Genomic DNA, 18995 nt, shown 5'->3' with positions numbered 1-18995 from the left:
GATCAAGAGTAGAGCAAAACCATGATCGTAAATCCAATTAAACGTCGTCCAACACGTAAAATTCGTGTCGGTTCAGTTTATGTGGGTGGTGATGCACCAATCAGTATCCAGTCTATGACCAATACTGAAACCTGTGATGTGGCAGCCACGGTTGCACAGATCCAGCGCTGTGTCGATGCCGGTGCAGACATCATGCGGGTTTCTGTGCCTACGATGGAAGCGGCGGCAGCATTTGGTGAAATTCGTAAGCAGGTGAATGTGCCTTTGGTGGCCGATATTCACTTCGACTATAAAATTGCTTTGGCAGTTGCGGACTTCGGTGCAGACTGTTTGCGGATTAACCCGGGCAATATCGGCTCAGAAGCAAAGATTCGTGAAGTGGTGGCAGCAGCACGTCATAATGATATTTCAATGCGGATCGGTGTCAATGCCGGTTCACTCGAAAAAGACATTCAAAAGAAATATGGCGAGCCGACAGGCGCAGCATTGCTTGAATCTGCGATGCGTCATATCGATATTTTAGACCGTCTGGATTTTCAGGAATTTAAAATTTCAGTTAAAGCATCCAATGTGTTCCTGACCATGGATGCGTACCGTTTGCTGTCACAGCAAATTGATAATCCGCTGCATTTGGGTGTAACCGAAGCCGGTATTTACCGTACAGGTTCGGTTAAATCTGCAATCGCTCTGGGTGGTTTGCTGATGGAAGGCATTGGCGATACCATGCGTATTTCGCTTGCTGCCGAGCCTGAAGAAGAAATTAAAATCGGTTTTGATATTCTAAAATCGCTGGGTCTGCGTTCTAACGGCATTAATTTTATTGCCTGCCCAAGCTGTTCACGTCAGGAATTTAATGTGATTTCAGTGATGCAACAACTGGAAGAGCGTCTGGAAGATATCCGTACCCCGATGGATGTCTCGGTGATTGGCTGTAAAGTAAATGGGCCGGGCGAGGCTAAAGAAGCCGATATCGGTGTCGTAGGTGCAGCGCCACGTTCACTGGTGTATCGTAATGGTGAAAAGAGCCATCTAATTGATACCAATCAACTGGTTGATGAGATCGAAAATATGGTTCGTCAACGTGTTACCGAGCTTGAAGAAGCTAAATCTAAAGAAATTATTCGTACAAGTTTTTCTGAGTAGATCATGAGTTCAATCGTCGCAATCAAAGGTTTTAATGACATTCTCCCAACGCAAAGCCCAGCTTGGAGACGTCTTGAACAACATCTGTCGGGTTTGATGGATGCTTATGGCTATCAACAAATCCGTTTGCCTATCGTTGAACAGACCAATCTGTTCAAACGTTCGATCGGTGATGCCACCGATATCGTTGAAAAAGAAATGTATACCTTTCTGGACAAAGGTAATCCGCCTGAGTCTCTGACACTACGCCCTGAAGGAACTGCAGGCTGTGTACGTGCCATGCTGGAGCATAATCTGCTTCGTGGTGCAACTCCTCGCGTCTGGTATATCGGGCCAATGTTCCGTTATGAAAAACCACAGAAAGGTCGTTACCGTCAGTTCCACCAGTTTGGTGTAGAAACCTTTGGTGTGGCGACTCCGGACATGGATGCAGAGCTGATTTTGATGACTGCACGTCTGTGGAAACGTATGGGCGTAGCGGACAAGGTTCAACTTGAATTAAATACTTTAGGCGAATCGGATGAACGTGCAGCCTATCGTGCAGCCTTGGTTGAATTTTTAGAGTCACATAAAGCCGATCTGGACGAAGATTCTCAGCGCCGTCTGACCACAAATCCACTGCGTATTCTGGATTCTAAAGATGCCAAAACCCAAAGCATCCTAGAAAATGCACCGAAACTGCATGACTTTATGGGTGAAGAAACTCTGGCGCATTTTGCCCAGTTACAACAGTACCTGACTGATGCCGGCGTGAGTTTTGTGATCAACCAAAAACTGGTACGTGGCTTAGACTACTACAACAAAACTGTGTTTGAATGGACCACAACACATTTAGGTTCACAAGGAACCGTGTGTGCCGGTGGCCGTTATGACGGTCTTGTTGGTCAATTGAAGGGCAAGCCTGATCAGTCTGTACCTGCGGTTGGTTTTGCCATGGGTATCGAACGTTTATTGCTTCTGCTTGAACAGGTTGAAGACAATACCCCGACACGTGATTGTGAAGTCTTCCTGGTGGCTGAACCGGCTGCTCAAGGGGAAGCTTTAGTCATTGCTGAACAGATTCGTGATCAGCTTGAAGCAGTAGGCAGTCAGGTTCGTCTGAAAGTAGGCTCCCAGGGTTCAATGAAATCGCAAATGAAAAAGGCCGATCAGGCGGGTGCTTTATATGCAGCGATTTTAGGGGAACGTGAACTAGAAGCTAAGGCGTTTACTGTGAAAGAGCTGGCAACCGCAGAGCAATCGAATGTACCATTTACGGACTTCGTTGCATTTTTTAGTACTAAAATTTCTTCAAAATAATCGATAAAACATTAGGAAAAGGGTAATCTCATGAGCGCAATGAGTGGTGATGAACAGTTTGAAAGCTTAAAATCCTTTACGAAGAAATATGGTTCTTCGATGATTACTGGGATTTTAATTGCGCTGATTGCCTTTTTTGGATGGGAATATTGGCAGAAGAAAAACCTGGCAGAGTCGCAAATGCACACTGCCAAGGTTCAGCAGTTGATGGATGATGCGCAGGCATCGAAAGGTGATGGTTTTGCCAAGTTATCTGAAGCTGCGGACAAGATTGTCAAGGAAGCACCAGATTCAGCACAGGCGATTCAGACCCAGCTGATGATGGCGAAACTGGCTTATGACAAAGAAGATTATGCTGCGGCCGAGAAAGCGCTACAGAAAGTTGAAAATTCGAAAGTAGATGATAAAGGCCTGGTTCAGGTGGTCAAACTTCGTCTGGCTTATGCGCAACTGGCACAGAAAAAATATGATGCTGCATTGAAAACTTTAGAAGCAGTGACTGAACCTGCGTTTAAAGCAACTGCCGATGAAGCACGTGGCGATATCTATGTTGCCAAAAATGATATTGAAAATGCGAAAAAAGTATATCAAAGTGCATGGGATGCCTTGATTGAACGTAAAGAAGAACGTCAGATTTTACAAATTAAGCTCGAAAGCGTAGGCGTGTTGGTCGATGATCCAGAAATCGAACGCCCAATTATAGAAACACAAGCGGAAGAAGCTGCATGAATAGAAAATACAAAATTACCTGTGCCTTGACTGTTTTAACGCTTGCACTGGCTGGCTGTGCAGGTAAAACAAATAAAGTTCCAGAAGTAAAACCGAACCCACTTCCAAAACTGACCCAAGCCAAAACACTGGTTCCTGTATTTTCCACCAGTGTATCTGCGACAGATGCTGCCGATCCATTGCGTTTACGTCTGGATGCAGACAATGGTGTGGTTTTTGCGATTGATCCAAAAGGTGAGGTGTCTGCATTTAAGGGCAAACAGCGTCTTTGGCAGAAAAAAGTCAGCAAAGATAATCTAAGTTCTGGCGTTGAAGCGGCCGAGGGTCTGGTTGTTGTCGGTAGCCAGAAGGGCCAACTGTTTGCACTCGATCAGCAAACCGGTGAGCAAAAATGGACTGCACAATTGACGGGTGCTTTACTGGCGCCTTCACTGATTCATGCAGGTCGTGTGATTAGTGTGAGCAATGACGGTATGGTCTATGCGCATGAAGTGGCAAGCGGTGCACAAGTTTGGACTTATAACCTGCCTAATGTACAATTCAGCCTGCGTGGTATGGCGGCTCCTGTGCCATTAGATGCGCGTAATGTGCTGATTGCATCTTCAAATGCGTATATTTATGCACTGGATGCCTTAAGTGGCGTACCAAAGTTACAGCGTCGTGTCGCCGTGTCGGATGGCCGTTCTGATATTCAGCGTCTGGTCGATATCGACGGTGAGCCGGTCGTTGCAGGTCAGTTTGTGGTGACGACCAGTTATCAAGGTCAGGTGACTGTGCTGGACTTGGCTTCACAGCAAGTGATCTGGAGTGAAGATGCCAGCAGCATCCAGCGTCCAGAAGTTGTCGGAAATGGCGTATTCGTGGCGCAAACTGATGGCAAAATTAAAGCTTTTGAGATTAGCTCGGGTCAACCGCTTTGGGAAAATGATCAATTGCTGAATCGTCAGCTCAGTAATCCAGTGATGTTAGGCACGGATTTGGTGGTCGGTGATCTGGATGGTGTGTTGCACCTGATTGACCCGCGTACCGGACAAATTACTGGTCGTTCGAAAACCTCTGGTGAAGTGCGTAACTTACGCGTGATCGACAACCAGCTTTATGTTTCTACACGCAAGGGCGCATTAAGCATTTGGCAGAACCGTTAATTTTAACGAGCCTTATGTTAAACTAGCCGCAACCGTATTTTTGTGAACGCGGGGTGATTGAAAAATCAATGCCCCGTGTTTTTATTTAGGGTATTTTTCCCCTTATATCTTCCTATACTTTCTGATGTTCAGGCCACTTTGACTGCCTGATTATTGAATAAAGGTTACTCTATGAAACCCGTAATTGCGCTCATTGGTCGTCCGAACGTCGGAAAATCAACTCTGTTCAATCAGATTACCAAGAGCCGTGACGCATTGGTGGCAGACTTTGCTGGTCTGACACGCGACCGTAAATATGGCGATGCAACCTATCAAAATAAATCTTTCATTGTGGTTGATACCGGTGGTATTGGTGAAAATGAAGGCGGTATTGACTCGTATATGGCAGAGCAATCTAAAACTGCCATTCATGAAGCCGATATTATCATTTTTGTGGTCGACGCGCGTGCCGGACTGCTGGCTTCCGATGAGCAGATTGCGCGTGAACTGCGTACTTTAGGTAAAAAGGTCTTTCTGGCGGCCAATAAAGTCGATGGCGTACATGCTGAAGCTGCCCTGGTTGAATTCTACAAACTGGGCATGGGCGAGCCGCTACAAGTTGCTGCTAGCCATGGTCGTGGTGTTCAGCAAATGCTGGAAGACGTGCTTGCCGATGTACCGGAAGATGAAAACCCGGAAGAACATGATAAAAACACTGGTCTGCGTTTAGCGATTATTGGTCGTCCAAACGTGGGTAAATCTACGCTGGTGAACCGTTTGCTCGGCGAAGAGCGTGTGGTGGCATTTGACCAGCCGGGTACAACACGTGACTCGATTTATATTCCATTCGAGCGTGATGGCCGTCAATATACCCTGATTGATACTGCAGGGGTGCGTCGTAAAGGTAAAGTGGATGAAATGATTGAGAAATTCTCGATTGTTAAAACTTTACAGGCGATGAAAGATGCCAACGTGATTGTGGTTGTGGTCGATGCACGTGATGGTATCGTTGAGCAAGATTTGCATCTGATTGGCTATGCGCTTGAAGCCGGTCGTGCCATGGTCATTGCTGTCAACAAATGGGATAACATGACTGAATATGATCGCAAGCAATGTAAGCTAGATGTAGAGCGTCGCTTCGATTTCATTCCATGGGCAAAAGTGCATTTGATTTCTGCATTGCATGGAACGGGTGTGGGTGAGCTTTATCCTTCGATTCACCGTGCCTATGATTCATCTCGTTTGAAAGTATCACCGGCAAAAATCACCCAGATTTTAAATGATGCAACAGATGCCCACCAACCGCCTATGGTTCAGGGTCGTCGTATTAAAATGCGTTATGCGCATATGGGCGGACAGAATCCACCAACCATCGTGATCCATGGTAACAAGGTCGATAAAACCCCTGCGGATTACCGTCGTTATCTTGAAAACGTGTTCCGTAAAGTATACAAGCTTGAAGGTACGCCGATTAAAATCGAGTTTAAAACCTCTGAAAACCCGTTTGAAGGGCGTAAGACGGTGATGGATGAGCGTATTGCAGCGCGTAAACGTCGTTATGTACAGAAGTTCAAGAAAGCCGAAAAGAAATTTAAGCGTTAATTTTTTGTGTTAAGTTTTCGATAAAAAGCCTGCTGATGCAGGCTTTTTTCCCTCTTAGATTCTCAAATGTAAGGCAATTCTCATGGTCAAAGATTGATGAACTCTCTTACAATAGATTTAAAGTAAATATAGATTGAAAAACCATTGTGACTTCACTTATTCGAATTGATCTGCATGCGTTGTCTGACGCGAGTCAAAGCAACCAACTCCTGGAACGTAAGGCACAGATTCAAGCGCGTAAGATTGAGATAGCCGCGTTAAGAAATCAGTTTTTATCCAGTCATTTGGAATCCGCTGTCTTCAATCAGGATGTTGTGCGGACTACATTCGGCAAACCCTATCTCCACACTCATCCAGACTTCAACTTTAACCATAGCCATAGTCAAAATTTCTATGCTCTGGCAACGAGCAATAATGTCCAAAATTTGGGAATTGATATTGAAGAGCTGAGCCGTAAGGTTCGATTTGAAGCCATGGCACAACATACCTTTCATCCTGAAGAGCTTAAACAGTGGCAGGCACTGGACTATGATTCCGAATACTGGTTTAAGGTCTGGACCACCAAGGAAGCTGTATTAAAGGCCTCAGGACTGGGCATACGCATCAACCTGAATGAGTTAAATACCCAGATTCATCCAGATCAGAATGGTGGAAGATGTGAACATCCAGAGATCGGCGTCTATGCCTATCAAAATTATAATATGGCAGGATGTATGCTCACCGTGGCCTGGCAAAGTGAGCATTCATGCAAGGGTTTCAGATTTCCGCTAATCCAGATTCACCAATCTGTTTAAATCAGCAGAGTGATTGATAGTAAATAATTATATTGACAAATATAGTCAAACATATACAATTTAGGTATTAAATTTTAAAAAAACTTGCAATGAAATACTTGACTGAAAGCTTAAAGAAAGTAGAGCAAGACCTTGCTTATTTTGTATCCCCTGAAAATAAAGATGGGTTTATTAAGGAATTTGCATCATGGGTCTATGGTGAGTGGTCAAAGAATGATTTCTATGAAACCGATATTGTAGATTTAGGCTATGATTGTTCTTCGTGCCCTGAAAAAACGAATCAATCACTCTCCGATAAATGCCCCACCTATGCTGATTTTATTAATGCAAATACAGGCTTTTCTGAATGTACTCACGTTTCAGGACAAGGTATGCGCTGTCAAGAATATGAGGAAAAATTATTAGAGATTTTTGGTGATGCTTGCGCTAAAAAACTAGATGATTTAGTAGAGCTATATCAACTAGAAGTGCCTGAAAAATACAAAAAATTTGCAGAAAATATTAGTGAACTAATTTTCCTTGAAGTTGTTGATCATCAGGAGGATTCAGAACTTTATGAGGTTTGTGACGATATTTTATTAAAATATAATCAGCTAGGAGTCGCATCATCCCCTTATACATGCCCTATCTGTGGATGGGATGAAGACAATGATCTAGCCATATATTGTGATGAATCCATATTTAAAGACTATACACTTGAGGATTTCAAGAAGTTAGCGGAGATTGATTAATGTATTCTCCTGCTAAATTCGGTGAAATGATTGGGAAGTCGGTTAAAACTCTACAAAGATGGGATGCCGAAGGTATTTTGGTTGCATGTCGAAATCCTAAAAATCGCAGATACTACACGCACGATCAATACCTTGAATATATCGGTATAAAAGCAACGGAAGCTAAATCGTCAGTAATTGTTTATTCAAGGGTATCTAGTGTTGCTCAAAAGCCCGATTTAGCTAATCAGGTGTCAGCTTTAGAAACTTTTTGTACTGTAAATGGCTATGCTGTTGATGATTGGGTGTCAGAGATTGGAAGTGGTTTGAATTATAAAAGAAAGAAATTCAATCAGCTTTTTCTTGATATTGAAATGGGTAAAGTTTCAATGCTTGTCATCGCTCACAAAGACCGTTTGGTGCGTTTTGGTTTTGAGTGGTTTGAATCTTTTGCTGAAAGACATGGTTGTAAAATTATTATTATGAATCAAGAATCTCTTTCCCCAACGGAAGAAGTAACTCAAGACCTGTTAGCGATTATTCATTGTTTTTCTTCTCGACTTTATGGATTAAGAAAATACAAAGAAAAAGTTAAAGAATTAGTGAATAGTAAGGAATAACTTTTTGAAACTAACACGCATCCATCACTGTAAAAACTTGAATGTGCAAAAGTACCAGCAACTTGAAAAACAAGCTGTTTTACTTGGTCGTGTTCGTAGCGAAGTGTGGGCTAAATATGGTGCTGTTGCAGGTTTAAATATCAGCGACAGAACCATTCGTGATGCGTGGATGAAAGAAAGTCGTGACTTTGGTGTTTCTGCAAATGCGTGGAAAGAAACGCTACGTGATTGCGTAGGTGATATTAAAGCCTATCGAGAAGCATCAAAAGACAAAGTAAAGCAGGCGATCCGAAAACGCACCTCCTGTAATAATGAACAAAAAAGACTATACACCTTGCTTAAAAAAGATGAATGGATGACTGATAATTTCCTCCATCGTCAAATGCGTAATCACTTTAAGCATGGTGTTAATCACACACATAATCAAATTATTGTTCGTGCGGATATGTGTAAAACCTTTGAGCTAAACGGTCAATGTTGGCTTAAAGTGCCAAGTCTAGTCCCTCGACAAACCATTAAAATTCCACTAAACACCACTGTTGATTTTGCGCCACAAGGCACACTTAGAATCATTCTAAAAAACGGTAATGTTGAAGTTCACTCAACTTATGATGCAGTTGAAACACAGGATTGTGGTCAGGAAACCGTAGGTGTTGATAAAGGTTATTCAGAAGCCTTTGTGGATTCTGATGGTGAAGTATATGGCAATGGTTTAGGTAAGTTGATCTCAAGTGAATCAGACTACCTAAATCAAAAGTACAAACGTAGAAATAAGCTCAGAGCGATTTCTAAAGCCAAACCGCACAAGAAACAGAAAATTGAGTTAAATAATCTAGGTCGCAAGAAGCTAGATAAAAGGCAAGATGCTCAGAAAGCAAAGCTCAAGACATTGATATTTACAGCAACTCACAAGTTGGTTGATAAAGCCAAAGTGATTGTTGCGGAGGATTTAACCGCACCAATCCAAAGTAAGCGTAGCTATGGTAAAAATACCAATAGACGTTTAAACACATGGGTTAAAGGCTTATTAGCCGATGCCCTAACAGGTATATCTCACCGTAGAGGTTCTACGGTGCATCTAGTCAATTCTGCATACACTTCGCAAAGTGATTCTTTCTTACGTGGGCTTTTAATAGGCACACGCAAGGGAGATCGCTTTCATCGTTTTAATGGGGAAGTTGTGCAAGCTGATTGGAATGCTGCGAGAAACGTGCTTGCAAGATTAAACGACAATGAGATAAGTCGTTATACGCCTTACAAAACTGTAAAGCGTATATTGCAAGAACGGACTGATCGCTATAAGTCGGAACTGACCGACTCAGGCTCTAGTTACACGTTTGGCAACAAGACATTAACAGAGTGCGAATTAGTCCTTGACTATGTTTGACTACATTTTAAGGAACAGTAGAAATAGACTCTATTGTCTGGCAATCAACAGGTTGCTGATTCGGTTCACAAACTGTGGACTCATACGTGATAGATGAAATAAAAATTTACTTTTTAATCCAACCGGATGGTGCGTAGCTTGCCAGATAGAGTCTTTAAGCTGTACCAGTTTCAGAATATCTTGTGCGACATCCTCTGCTTTCAAATGTACGCCCATTTTTTTAATACTTTCTGCCTGCATATCTTTCACCATGGCTGTACTGACGAAAAGTGGCATCACATCAAGCACCCGAATCCCATAGGGTTGCCATTCAATATCCAGACTTTCAGTCAGACCGCGCACGGCAAATTTACTGGTCGCATAAGAGGCTAAATCGGCCTGTCCATAAATGGCGGATGCCGAAGATAAATTAATGACACGAGCAAATGAAGATTCTTTTAAATAAGAGAAAGTGGCATGACAACCATTGAGGAGGCCTTTAACATTAATATCCAGCGTGCGATGATGCGCTGCAATTGTGGTGTCTTCAAAAGGCCCTGAATATAAAATTCCGGCATTATTTACCAGAATGTTGATTTCACCGGCCCAGGCTGAAAACTCCGCCAAAGCTGTTTCCCAGGAAGCATAGTCTGCCACATCCAGAAAGCCTGCTTTGGCATGTTCGCCCAGTTGCTGGGCCAGCTGTTCGGCCTGTACCACATTGATATCATAAATACCGACTTTATAGCCGTGCTGGTAAAATAGCATGGCTGTCGCTGCGCCAATTCCTTGTGCTGCCCCACTAATCAATATACTGTGCATGTGCTTGATCTCCTTATTGTCTTTTTTTCTTGAGCATAACAAGAAACAGGCAGCTTGACGCGACTATTTGGTAAAGAAGAGGTTTTAAAAGTGGAACAATTGCTTAATATCATGCGTGAATTACGTGAAAAATGTCCATGGGATCAGCAGCAGACTCCCGAATCTCTGACCCAATATGCGATTGAAGAAGCTTATGAAGTAGAAGCTGCGGTACGTTCTGGAAATGTTGACGAGATTCGCGATGAACTGGGCGATCTGCTGTTACAGGTGGTGTTCCAGTCGCAAATGTACAGCGAGCAGGGCGCTTTTGATTTTCAGGATGTGGTGCAGGCCATTAGCGACAAGCTTATCCGCCGTCATCCGCATGTATTTCAGGCTGAACAGTTTGTAAAATTGAGCCCGGAAGATGTCTCTCAGCTCTGGCAAGAAATTAAACAGCAAGAAAAGCAGGGCAAGCCACGTTCCCGTTTAGATGAAATCAAGCATGCACCGGCCTTGGTACAGGCAGATGAAATCCAGAAAAATGTCGCAAAAATCGGCTTTGATTTTCCCGATGTCACTGGGGCATATGACAAAGTAGAAGAAGAGCTGGCCGAGTTAAAAGAAGCTTTGGCAAGCCAGAATTCCGATGAAATACAGGAAGAATTTGGTGACTGCTTATTTTCTCTGGTCAATGTTGGCCGTAAACTTGGAATCTCGAGTGAAATGGCATTATTAGGCACGATCCATAAGTTTCGTACTCGATTTGCCTTGATGGAACATCAGGCGGAAAAACAACAACTCAATATAGACCGCTTGTCACTGGCTGAATTGGATCAGCTCTGGGAACAGGCCAAATTAGAATTAAAACAAAGAGCGGCGCATGAACAAACAACAACATCGAACAAGTCCGGCGTGGATTAATCTTCTTCTGGGTTTATGGCTAGGCTATATTGCTATTGGAACTGCACATGCAACTGCGACCGATTATATGGAATGGAAGACCAGACAACAGCAACATGATGCGCGGCTCAAACAACAGAATGCATCGACTAAAGCAGATCACTATCTGGCAAAACCGGCACTTTCGGTACAAGCGACAGGTGATAGAATTAGTTTAAATAGTGCAAATATTGAACAATTGCAACAGTTGCATGGTGTGGGACAAAAGAAAGCCCAAGCCATTGTTGAGTATCGGCAGAAAAATGGGAAATTTAAAAGCATTGAAGATATTCAGCTGGTCAAAGGCATTGGGCCGGCATTATTTGCCAAAAACAAGGCCAGACTCGCGTTGTGAATAGACGGAATTGATGCTGAATACAGAATCAATCTGAGCTGCAGGATTGACATAATCAAATTGCCCTTTAGTCGTGTAAGCGATATGATTAGCGTCATCTTAGAATTTTACGTTCAGACGTAGGAGACAGCGTCTTTTGCAAACTTTGCGCGCGTCAAAATGTGGTTTATCAACCGCTCAATTACCTTCTTATATTCTCGATGTGATTGATGCCTTAAACAAGGCAGGCTATGAAGCTTATATCGTGGGTGGTGGTGTTCGAGATCTGATGTTAGGTTTGAATCCTAAAGATTTCGATGCAGTTACCAATGCAACCCCGGCTCAGGTCAAGGAAGTATTCGGACGACGTTGTCGAATTATCGGACGGCGTTTTGAACTGGCGCATGTCTATTCAGGGCGGGAACTGGTTGAAGTGGCCACTTTCCGGGCACCTCCAAAAAAAGCAGTCACCTCGGCCGCGGGGATGATTCTGCGTGATAATAACTGGGGCAGCATCGAGCAGGATTTTGCCCGTCGCGACTTCTCGATCAATGCAATGTATTACCAGCCGCGTAAAGCGATTGTGCTGGATTTCTGCAATGCTGTAGATGATATTCACAGCAAAACTTTACGTTTGCTCGGTGATCCGGCCTTAAGATTTGAAGAAGATCCGGTGCGGATGTTACGTACTTTACGTTTTGCTGCCAAGCTGAATTTCAGTATTGATGAAGCCATTCTGGATATTTTCACGCCGGAAATGACCCAGCTGCTGCGTGATGTCTCTCCGCATCGACTCTATGATGAATCACAAAAGTTATTCACCATGGGGCATCTGAATCGTGTGTTGCCCATGCTGATTGACTTCGGAATCTGGCATCAGCTGTTCGCCGATATCAAAGCTGAAATCACGCCGTTTATGGAGCGTGCTGCGAAAAATACCGATCAGCGTATTTCGATTGGCAAGACCATCAACCCGGCATTTTTCTACGCGGTACTATTATGGCAGCCATTCCTCGAGCGTTGTGAGTTTTATCTGAATAAAGGCGTGGTCGCAGCAGAAGCACGTGCCCAAGCGGGTCTGGATGTTTTGAAACGTCAGGCAACCCGGACCATTATTCCTCGCTTCGCCGAGACTTTCATTCGTGAAGTCTGGGAAATGCAGACCCGTTTACTGAATCCAAAACCGCAACAAATTGAGGCCTTGTCTAGTCATGCGCGTTTCCGTGCCGGATTTGACTTTTTGCTGTTGCGCGAAAAATCAGGCGATGCAATGGCGCAAGGCATGGGCAGCTGGTGGGATGCTTATCAGCAAATGAGCGGTGACGAGAAAGAGCGGGCGATTAGCCAGTACAACCGTCAACGTGCCAAGAGCCGTCGTAAGGCCACTCAAGAAGAACATCTGGAACAGAAACTGACGGCACAACAGGATCTCGCCGAGATTGAGCCTTTAGTCAATGAACCTGAACCACGTAACCGCCGGGTGCGTAAAGCCAAGTTTGAAGACAAGGCGAAAACCCTGTCACATGTGGCAGCCAGTGCCAGTGGTGAAATTGGCGCAGATCATCCGATTATGAAACGTAAGCGGGTGCAACGTGATTTAAGCCAGGTGGTGTTTGGGCCAACACAATGATCGTGACGTATATTGGCTTGGGCAGTAACCTGGGCGATTCACGCCAGATTTTGGCAGAAGCTGTACAGAAACTGGCGACATTGGGTCAGGTAAAAACCTCGCATCTGTATCAAAGTCCACCGATGGGGCCACAGGATCAGCCAAATTATCTGAATGCTGTGGTGCAGTTGAATACTAATCTGGCAGCTTTAAGCTTGCTGGATTATTTGCAAGCCTTCGAGCAGGAAGCCGGTCGGGTACGTTTGCGTCATTGGGGCGAGCGTACGCTGGATCTGGACTTGCTGATCTACGGAGATGAACAGATACAGAATCAACGCCTGACTGTACCGCATGTCGGCGTGTTAGAGCGTGATTTCGTACTCATTCCGTTGCTGGACATTGATGCTGAAATACAGGTTCATGCTACATCCTTAAAAGACCTGGACATCGTCAAGCAATCGACCTTAACGGTACTCGATGACACAAACTGGGCAAATATTTAATTTTTGAGTTATGGGTATGTTCGCGAGAACTTCAATCATAGAGGAACATCTTCATGGTCAGTCTGAGTGACTTAAGACGCTTCAAAGCAGATGGACGCAAATTTTCATGTCTGACTTGCTATGATGCCAGCATGGCCAAAGCCATGGAAATTGCAGAAGTAGACAGTATTCTGATTGGCGACTCTTTGGGAATGTCAATTCAGGGCCGCGATTCGACTTTACCAGTGACTGTTGCAGATATGGCCTATCATACCGCTGCGGTACGCCGTGGTAACCAGCATGCCTTTATCATGACTGACTTGCCGTTTATGAGTTATGCCACCTTAAATGATGCCTTGCAAAGTTCCAAAACCGTGATGCAGGCCGGTGCGCAAATGGTGAAAATGGAAGGCGGTGCATGGCTGGCAGAAACCGTGCAGGTGCTGACCCGTAACGGTATTCCAGTCTGTGTGCACTTGGGATTAACGCCACAATCGGTACATGTCTTTGGCGGTTATAAGCTGCAAGCCCGTACCCGTGCAGCAGCGGATCAACTGATTGCAGACTGTAAAGCAGTGGTTGAAGCAGGTGCTGCACTGTTATTGCTGGAATGTGTACCGGCACAATTGGGTCAGGAAATCACGGAACTGTTTCCACAAATTCCGGTGATTGGCATTGGTGCAGGCGCAGCCACTGATGGTCAGGTCTTGGTAGTACAAGACATGCTGGGTTTAACCTTTGGCCATACTGCAAAATTTGTCCGTAATTTTATGCAGGAACAATCGGGTGCTACTGCCATTCTGGATGCTTTTAAAGCTTATCATGCTGCAGTTTTAGATGGATCTTTCCCGGCACCCGCACAAACTTTTCAGGTTGAATTGTAAGATGAAAACAGAAACCACCATTCAGGGACTCGTGGCCTCACTTAATCCGGCACGTGCCAACCGCAAGATTATTGGTTTTGTACCCACCATGGGCAATCTGCATCAGGGTCATTTAAATCTGGTACGTGAAGCGCGTAAGCTGTGTGATGTGGTGGTGGTCAGTATCTTTGTCAATCCGATCCAGTTTGGACCCAATGAAGATTTTGATAACTACCCGCGTACGCTGGAGCAGGACCAGCAGCTTTTGGCAGACGTCGGTTGTGATATCGTCTTCGCGCCAACGGTTGAGCAAATGTATGGCAAAAAACCGCGTCTGACCAATATCAGTATCTCTGACATTACTGATGACTTGTGTGGTTTGCAGCGCCCCGGCCATTTTGATGGTGTAGCGGTGGTGGTGACCAAATTGTTTAACATTGTTCAGCCAAACTATGCTTTCTTTGGGCAAAAAGATTATCAGCAGTTGGCAGTGATTCGCCAGTTTGTACAAGACCTGAATATTCCATTAGAAGTGATTGGCGTGCCAATTGCCCGTGCAGAAGATGGTTTAGCCTTAAGTTCTCGAAATGGTTACCTAAGCCAAGAGCATCGTGCAATCGCACCGGTCATTTATCAAAGCTTACAAAAGGCTGAACAGCAGCTCCATGCTGCGATTGAACTGGATACGGTATTGGCCGAGCTTCGCCAGACTTTAACAGATGTCGGGTTTGTCGTAGACTATGTTGAAGCACGAACGCCAGAATTAAAAAAAATTCATACGTTTAATCAAGATGTTGTGTTATTTGTAGCTGCAAAGATAGGTAATACACGTCTGATCGATAACCTGCAGGTCAAATACACTGCCGGATAGGATGAAAGGGTAGCATGTATGAAGCGCATTTTAATTGTCACGGGACAATCTGGTTCAGGTAAATCATCTGCATTGCAGGTGCTTGAGGATCTGGGTTATTACTGTATTGATAATCTGCCTTTGGCATTGCTTCCCGAAATCGTGGCGAAACTGCACAGTGAGAACAATCTGGAACAGTTGGCTTTGGGGGTCGATGTACGCAGTACCCGTGCCGATTTGCAAGAATTTGATCATGTGTTCGAGCAGCTACAACAGCATGGCTCGGTTGATATTATTTATCTGACCACGCAGGATCAGGAACTGATTGCGCGCTTTAGTGCCTCGCGTCGGCCGCATCCTCTAGCTTCGCGCTTTAAGAGTCTGAACGAGTGCATTCAGGAAGAAAAAATCCTGCTAATGCCCATCCAGCTGCGTTCTACCGTGCACATCGATACTACAGATAAAAGCGTGCATGACCTGAAACATACCTTATTGACCAAGTTGGGACAGACCGATAACCTGATCCTAATTTTGCAGTCTTTTGGTTATAAGCATGGCATTCCACTGGATGCCGATTATGTCTTTGATGTCCGGCATTTGCCGAATCCGCATTGGGAACTGGAATTACGCAAATTTTCAGGACTCGATCAACCGGTGCAGGAGTTTTTGCAAAAGAGCGATCAGGTCGAGGATATGTTTAATGATATTTATCATTTTCTGGACAAATGGTTGCCAACCTTTTCTGAAGGGCATCGTCATTATATGACTGTGTCAATTGGCTGTACCGGTGGCCAGCATCGTTCTGTTTACATTGTGGATAGACTAAAAAAAGCCCTTGAGGCAAAATGGTCTATTCAAGTCCTCCATCGAGAAATGAAGCACTGGTCATGATTGATACCACTGTTGACGTAATTAATAAACTGGGTTTACATGCACGCGCATCTGGTAAACTTATAGAAGTGACTACCAAATTTCGTTCCAGTATCCAGATTGGAAAAACGGACAAACTGGTAGATGCAAAAAATATCATGTCCTTGCTGATGCTCGGTGCGGGCAAAGGAACAACTTTACGCTTGGTGATTGAAGGAGCGGATGAGGACAAAGCCTTATCTGAAATTCAGGCACTATTTGCAGCAAAATTTTATGAGGCAGATTAATCGTGGCACGTCGACCGAACAGTTTAACTGAAGAAGATTTTGATTCTTTAGAGGGACGCGCAAGTAAAACCGAACAGAAAAAAGCAGTCCAGCGTATGGCGGCTTTGGGTGCACAGCTGGCTGAGTTGAGTGCTAAACAAATTAAAAACTTGCCTGTTGAAGAGCGTTTGATTGAAGCATTGCTCGATGTACAGGAATTTACCTCACATGAAGCACGTCGCCGTCAATTTTCACGTATTGGTAAATTACTGCGCAATGAAAATGAAACGGTGATTTTATCTTATTTAACACCAAAACAAGGTCTTAAAAAGACAGCCCAATTACAGCGTTGGGTCGATCGAATTGTCAAAGATGGTGACCCGGCCATTAATGAATTTACCAAAACCTATAATGCCACAGAACGTCATACCTTGCGTCAGCATTATCTTCGCGTACATCGTGATTTAAAGAATCAGGCACCTGAAGCAGAGGTCAATGCGTCTAAGTTAAAGTTATTTAACTATGTACAGCAAGTGGCGTTAATTTCAGACAATTAATTCTTCGTTAAAAAGCGGTCTTTTTAGGCTGCTTTTTTTGTCTTTACCTTAAGTGCACTGTTTCTTGTGTAAAAAATACCCTGAATTGGATTCATTCGTCCTCAGCATGAAATTTCCATTTTTAATGTAAGCTTGAGTGATAAAAAATCACAAAATTTTCGCAATTAATTTGTTAAAGACTGTAATTTCTTTACAATTCAAAGGCTATCTTTCAGACAGTTTTTTTGAGACTTTAAGTTGAGACTCAAGATCATTGTTAAGTATTTTTTAAAAATAAAAAATGAATTTTGAGCGTTATTAGAGAGTGAAGCCAATCTAATTTATTTTTTTAAACGAAATTTAAATCTATATAGTTGAAAAACCATTAACTTTTATTTAAAAGGGGATAAAAATCGATGCTGAGTATTTTTTGGTCAAGAGTGTGTTAAAGTAAATACAAATAAACATGCTTCATTTTAGCTTAGATATTGAGTTTCAAATACTTAAGCAGACTTTTTTTGAAGATTAAATTTTCAAGTTATTCTTAATTAATTAAATATCAGTGCCTTGCGGTTATGAGTGTATTTGGATAGAAACAGATTAACAAATCCTTTAACCTATAGGTGAGTTTTCAGCGTTCAGTAAATATAGAATCTTTGTTATTGATTGTATAAATTTGGTCGGCAGTGTTTTCTATATTCCATACATATTCAGAGAGGCAGACATGGAACTAAAACTGCTAGAGGTCGGTCAGAATACGGAGCTTTTAAGCTCATGTCGTATATCTCTCATTTTAGGCGTCTATACCTCCAATAATTTACTAGACACCTTCTGTAAGGTTGCCCGTAAAGTCCTAGGCGTTAAAACCAGTATTATTGGATTCCATATGGAGCCGTATATCTGGTACAGCTGTCCGCACGGTTTTCGGGCCTTGCATGCTCGGCAGGAAATTGCCATCCCTACATATCTGCAACAGGCAGATGTCATCGACCAGACTCATCCTGCTTATGCAGAATTGTCGAATTATGTGAAAGAGCTGGGTGTGGCGCATCACCGACTGGTCGCATTTAATTTAAAAGCGAATGCTGGTCAGCCGCTAGGTCAGGTGATTTTTTTTGATGATCAAACTGACAGGTTTGATCAGGATGATATTGAGACCGTTAAGCAATTTGCTGAAAGTTTAGTAATTCGAATCCAACTCAATGAAGAACATACTGAGCTGAAAGAACTATACGAACAGCAATGTGCACAAAACTTTAGTACAACCAAATTTTTCCAGATCATCGCACATGATCTGCGTGCGCCATTTCATGGCCTGCTGGGCTTTTCCGAAGTTCTGGCGCAGGAACGTGATACCTTGGATGAGTCCAGTATTCAGAGTATCGCGGATTATTTATATGATAATGCACAATCGACTTATAACCTGCTGGAAAGCTTGCTGACCTGGGCCATGGCCGAGGGCGGACGCTTTGTATATCATCCGATTAATTATGAACTCAAGCAATCCAGTAAAATTGTCTGCAGTGTATTGCACAGTCTGGCGTTGAATAAAAAAATTGAATTAATCGACAATATTCCCGAAGACATTAAAGTCCATGCGGATATCAATATGATTACTTCAGTGTTGCAAAATCTGGTTTCCAATGCGCTGAAATTCACCCCGGTTAATCAAGGCGGTAAAGTCATTTTAGAGGCAGAAATGGACGGTGAGCAGGTTAAAATCACCATTCAGGATACCGGTCTGGGCATGACTGAAGAGCAGATACAGAATCTGTTCAAGCCGACGTTGATGGTGAGTGTCCGAGGTACCGCTGAAGAGAAAGGTGCTGGTTTAGGTTTGGTATTGTGCAAGCGCTTTATTGATCTGAATCATGGTCAAATCGCGGTGGATTCAAAAGAAGGTCGAGGTACGACCTTTACGGTGCATTTGCCAATGGTCACCAATGATCATCAGGCACTGGTGCTTGAAGATCTGCATGCTGAGAAATCCTAAAAGATAATTTCAAACTAAAACACTCCCCCTGAGACAAAACTCCTGCTATAACTAAGCAGAAC

At 43.6% G+C, this 18995-nt stretch carries 20 protein-coding genes; 19 read left to right on the top strand and 1 reads right to left on the bottom strand.

Features of this window, described 5'->3' with window-relative positions; translation table 11 throughout:
* The first annotated feature begins 21 nt into the window (after positions 1-21).
* From ispG to FTU90_RS06590, 9 genes are all read left to right on the top strand, one after another.
* On the top strand, positions 22-1143 hold the full coding sequence (ispG, locus tag FTU90_RS06630; protein ID WP_005172685.1) for a flavodoxin-dependent (E)-4-hydroxy-3-methylbut-2-enyl-diphosphate synthase: 1122 nt from the start codon (positions 22-24) through the stop codon (positions 1141-1143).
* 3 nt (positions 1144-1146) lie between these two features.
* Positions 1147-2442 (top strand): histidine--tRNA ligase, encoded by a 1296-nt coding sequence (gene hisS / locus FTU90_RS06625; protein WP_180001543.1) that lies wholly within the window; start codon positions 1147-1149, stop codon positions 2440-2442.
* A gap of 30 nt (positions 2443-2472) precedes the next feature.
* A complete protein-coding gene (locus FTU90_RS06620) occupies positions 2473-3171 on the top strand; it encodes a tetratricopeptide repeat protein (RefSeq protein WP_180001542.1) in 699 nt (232 codons plus the stop codon).
* Complete coding sequence (bamB, locus tag FTU90_RS06615; RefSeq protein ID WP_005095682.1) at positions 3168-4316, top strand: outer membrane protein assembly factor BamB; 1149 nt, start codon at positions 3168-3170, stop codon at positions 4314-4316. Before FTU90_RS06620 ends, bamB begins: the two co-directional genes overlap by 4 nt.
* A gap of 171 nt (positions 4317-4487) precedes the next feature.
* On the top strand, positions 4488-5897 hold the full coding sequence (gene der, locus FTU90_RS06610; protein WP_005095683.1) for a ribosome biogenesis GTPase Der: 1410 nt from the start codon (positions 4488-4490) through the stop codon (positions 5895-5897).
* Positions 5898-6043: 146 nt separating this feature from the next.
* Positions 6044-6691 carry a 4'-phosphopantetheinyl transferase superfamily protein gene (locus FTU90_RS06605; RefSeq protein WP_159138483.1) on the top strand — a complete coding sequence of 216 codons (648 nt, stop codon included), beginning with the start codon at positions 6044-6046 and terminating at the stop codon, positions 6689-6691.
* An 89-nt stretch (positions 6692-6780) separates the two neighbouring features.
* Positions 6781-7422 (top strand): hypothetical protein, encoded by a 642-nt coding sequence (locus FTU90_RS06600; protein WP_180072075.1) that lies wholly within the window; start codon positions 6781-6783, stop codon positions 7420-7422.
* Positions 7422-8021 (top strand): IS607 family transposase, encoded by a 600-nt coding sequence (locus FTU90_RS06595; protein ID WP_004280831.1) that lies wholly within the window; start codon positions 7422-7424, stop codon positions 8019-8021. Before FTU90_RS06600 ends, FTU90_RS06595 begins: the two co-directional genes overlap by 1 nt.
* A 4-nt stretch (positions 8022-8025) precedes the next feature.
* The gene (locus tag FTU90_RS06590) at positions 8026-9408 is read left to right on the top strand and encodes a transposase (protein WP_180072074.1); all 1383 of its coding nucleotides are present in this window, start codon (positions 8026-8028) and stop codon (positions 9406-9408) included.
* 30 nt (positions 9409-9438) lie between these two features.
* Here the strand turns inward: FTU90_RS06590 and FTU90_RS06585 are convergent, their stop codons facing one another.
* A complete protein-coding gene (locus FTU90_RS06585) occupies positions 9439-10209 on the bottom strand; it encodes an SDR family oxidoreductase (RefSeq protein WP_159516238.1) in 771 nt (256 codons plus the stop codon).
* Between the two features lie 90 nt (positions 10210-10299).
* Between FTU90_RS06585 and mazG the strand changes: the two genes are divergently transcribed.
* The 10 genes from mazG to FTU90_RS06535 all read left to right on the top strand — a co-directional run bounded on the left by mazG (position 10300) and on the right by FTU90_RS06535 (position 18933).
* Complete coding sequence (gene mazG / locus FTU90_RS06580) at positions 10300-11112, top strand: nucleoside triphosphate pyrophosphohydrolase (protein ID WP_074384035.1); 813 nt, start codon at positions 10300-10302, stop codon at positions 11110-11112.
* Positions 11072-11485 (top strand): ComEA family DNA-binding protein, encoded by a 414-nt coding sequence (locus FTU90_RS06575; RefSeq protein ID WP_005172659.1) that lies wholly within the window; start codon positions 11072-11074, stop codon positions 11483-11485. The genes mazG and FTU90_RS06575 overlap by 41 nt, the downstream gene beginning before the upstream one ends.
* 136 nt (positions 11486-11621) lie before the next feature.
* Positions 11622-13094: a polynucleotide adenylyltransferase PcnB gene (pcnB, locus tag FTU90_RS06570; protein ID WP_180001786.1), complete on the top strand. Its 1473-nt coding sequence runs from the start codon at positions 11622-11624 to the stop codon at positions 13092-13094.
* Positions 13091-13576, top strand: a complete 486-nt coding sequence (folK, locus tag FTU90_RS06565) for a 2-amino-4-hydroxy-6-hydroxymethyldihydropteridine diphosphokinase (RefSeq protein ID WP_005172653.1) — start codon at positions 13091-13093, stop codon at positions 13574-13576. Before pcnB ends, folK begins: the two co-directional genes overlap by 4 nt.
* Positions 13577-13629: 53 nt before the next feature.
* Positions 13630-14439 carry a 3-methyl-2-oxobutanoate hydroxymethyltransferase gene (panB, locus tag FTU90_RS06560; RefSeq protein WP_005172651.1) on the top strand — a complete coding sequence of 270 codons (810 nt, stop codon included), beginning with the start codon at positions 13630-13632 and terminating at the stop codon, positions 14437-14439.
* Position 14440: 1 nt separating this feature from the next.
* Positions 14441-15289, top strand: coding sequence for a pantoate--beta-alanine ligase (panC, locus tag FTU90_RS06555; RefSeq protein WP_180072073.1), 849 nt, complete (start codon positions 14441-14443; stop codon positions 15287-15289).
* Between the two features lie 18 nt (positions 15290-15307).
* Positions 15308-16159 (top strand): RNase adapter RapZ, encoded by an 852-nt coding sequence (gene rapZ, locus FTU90_RS06550; RefSeq protein WP_005172647.1) that lies wholly within the window; start codon positions 15308-15310, stop codon positions 16157-16159.
* Entirely contained in the window at positions 16156-16425 is a 270-nt protein-coding gene (locus tag FTU90_RS06545) for an HPr family phosphocarrier protein (RefSeq protein WP_034608740.1), read from the top strand. The genes rapZ and FTU90_RS06545 overlap by 4 nt, the downstream gene beginning before the upstream one ends.
* Before the next feature lie 2 nt (positions 16426-16427).
* Complete coding sequence (gene yjgA, locus FTU90_RS06540) at positions 16428-16961, top strand: ribosome biogenesis factor YjgA (protein WP_005172645.1); 534 nt, start codon at positions 16428-16430, stop codon at positions 16959-16961.
* Positions 16962-17664: 703 nt separating this feature from the next.
* Positions 17665-18933, top strand: coding sequence for a HAMP domain-containing sensor histidine kinase (locus tag FTU90_RS06535; protein ID WP_074384041.1), 1269 nt, complete (start codon positions 17665-17667; stop codon positions 18931-18933).
* The last annotated feature ends 62 nt before the right edge of the window (positions 18934-18995 follow it).

The organism is Acinetobacter sp. YH12200, from assembly GCF_013418175.1.
GTDB lineage: Bacteria > Pseudomonadota > Gammaproteobacteria > Pseudomonadales > Moraxellaceae > Acinetobacter > Acinetobacter pseudolwoffii.
Note: the sequence above shows the minus strand (reverse complement) of the source record. Positions and strands in the feature narration are given on the sequence as shown.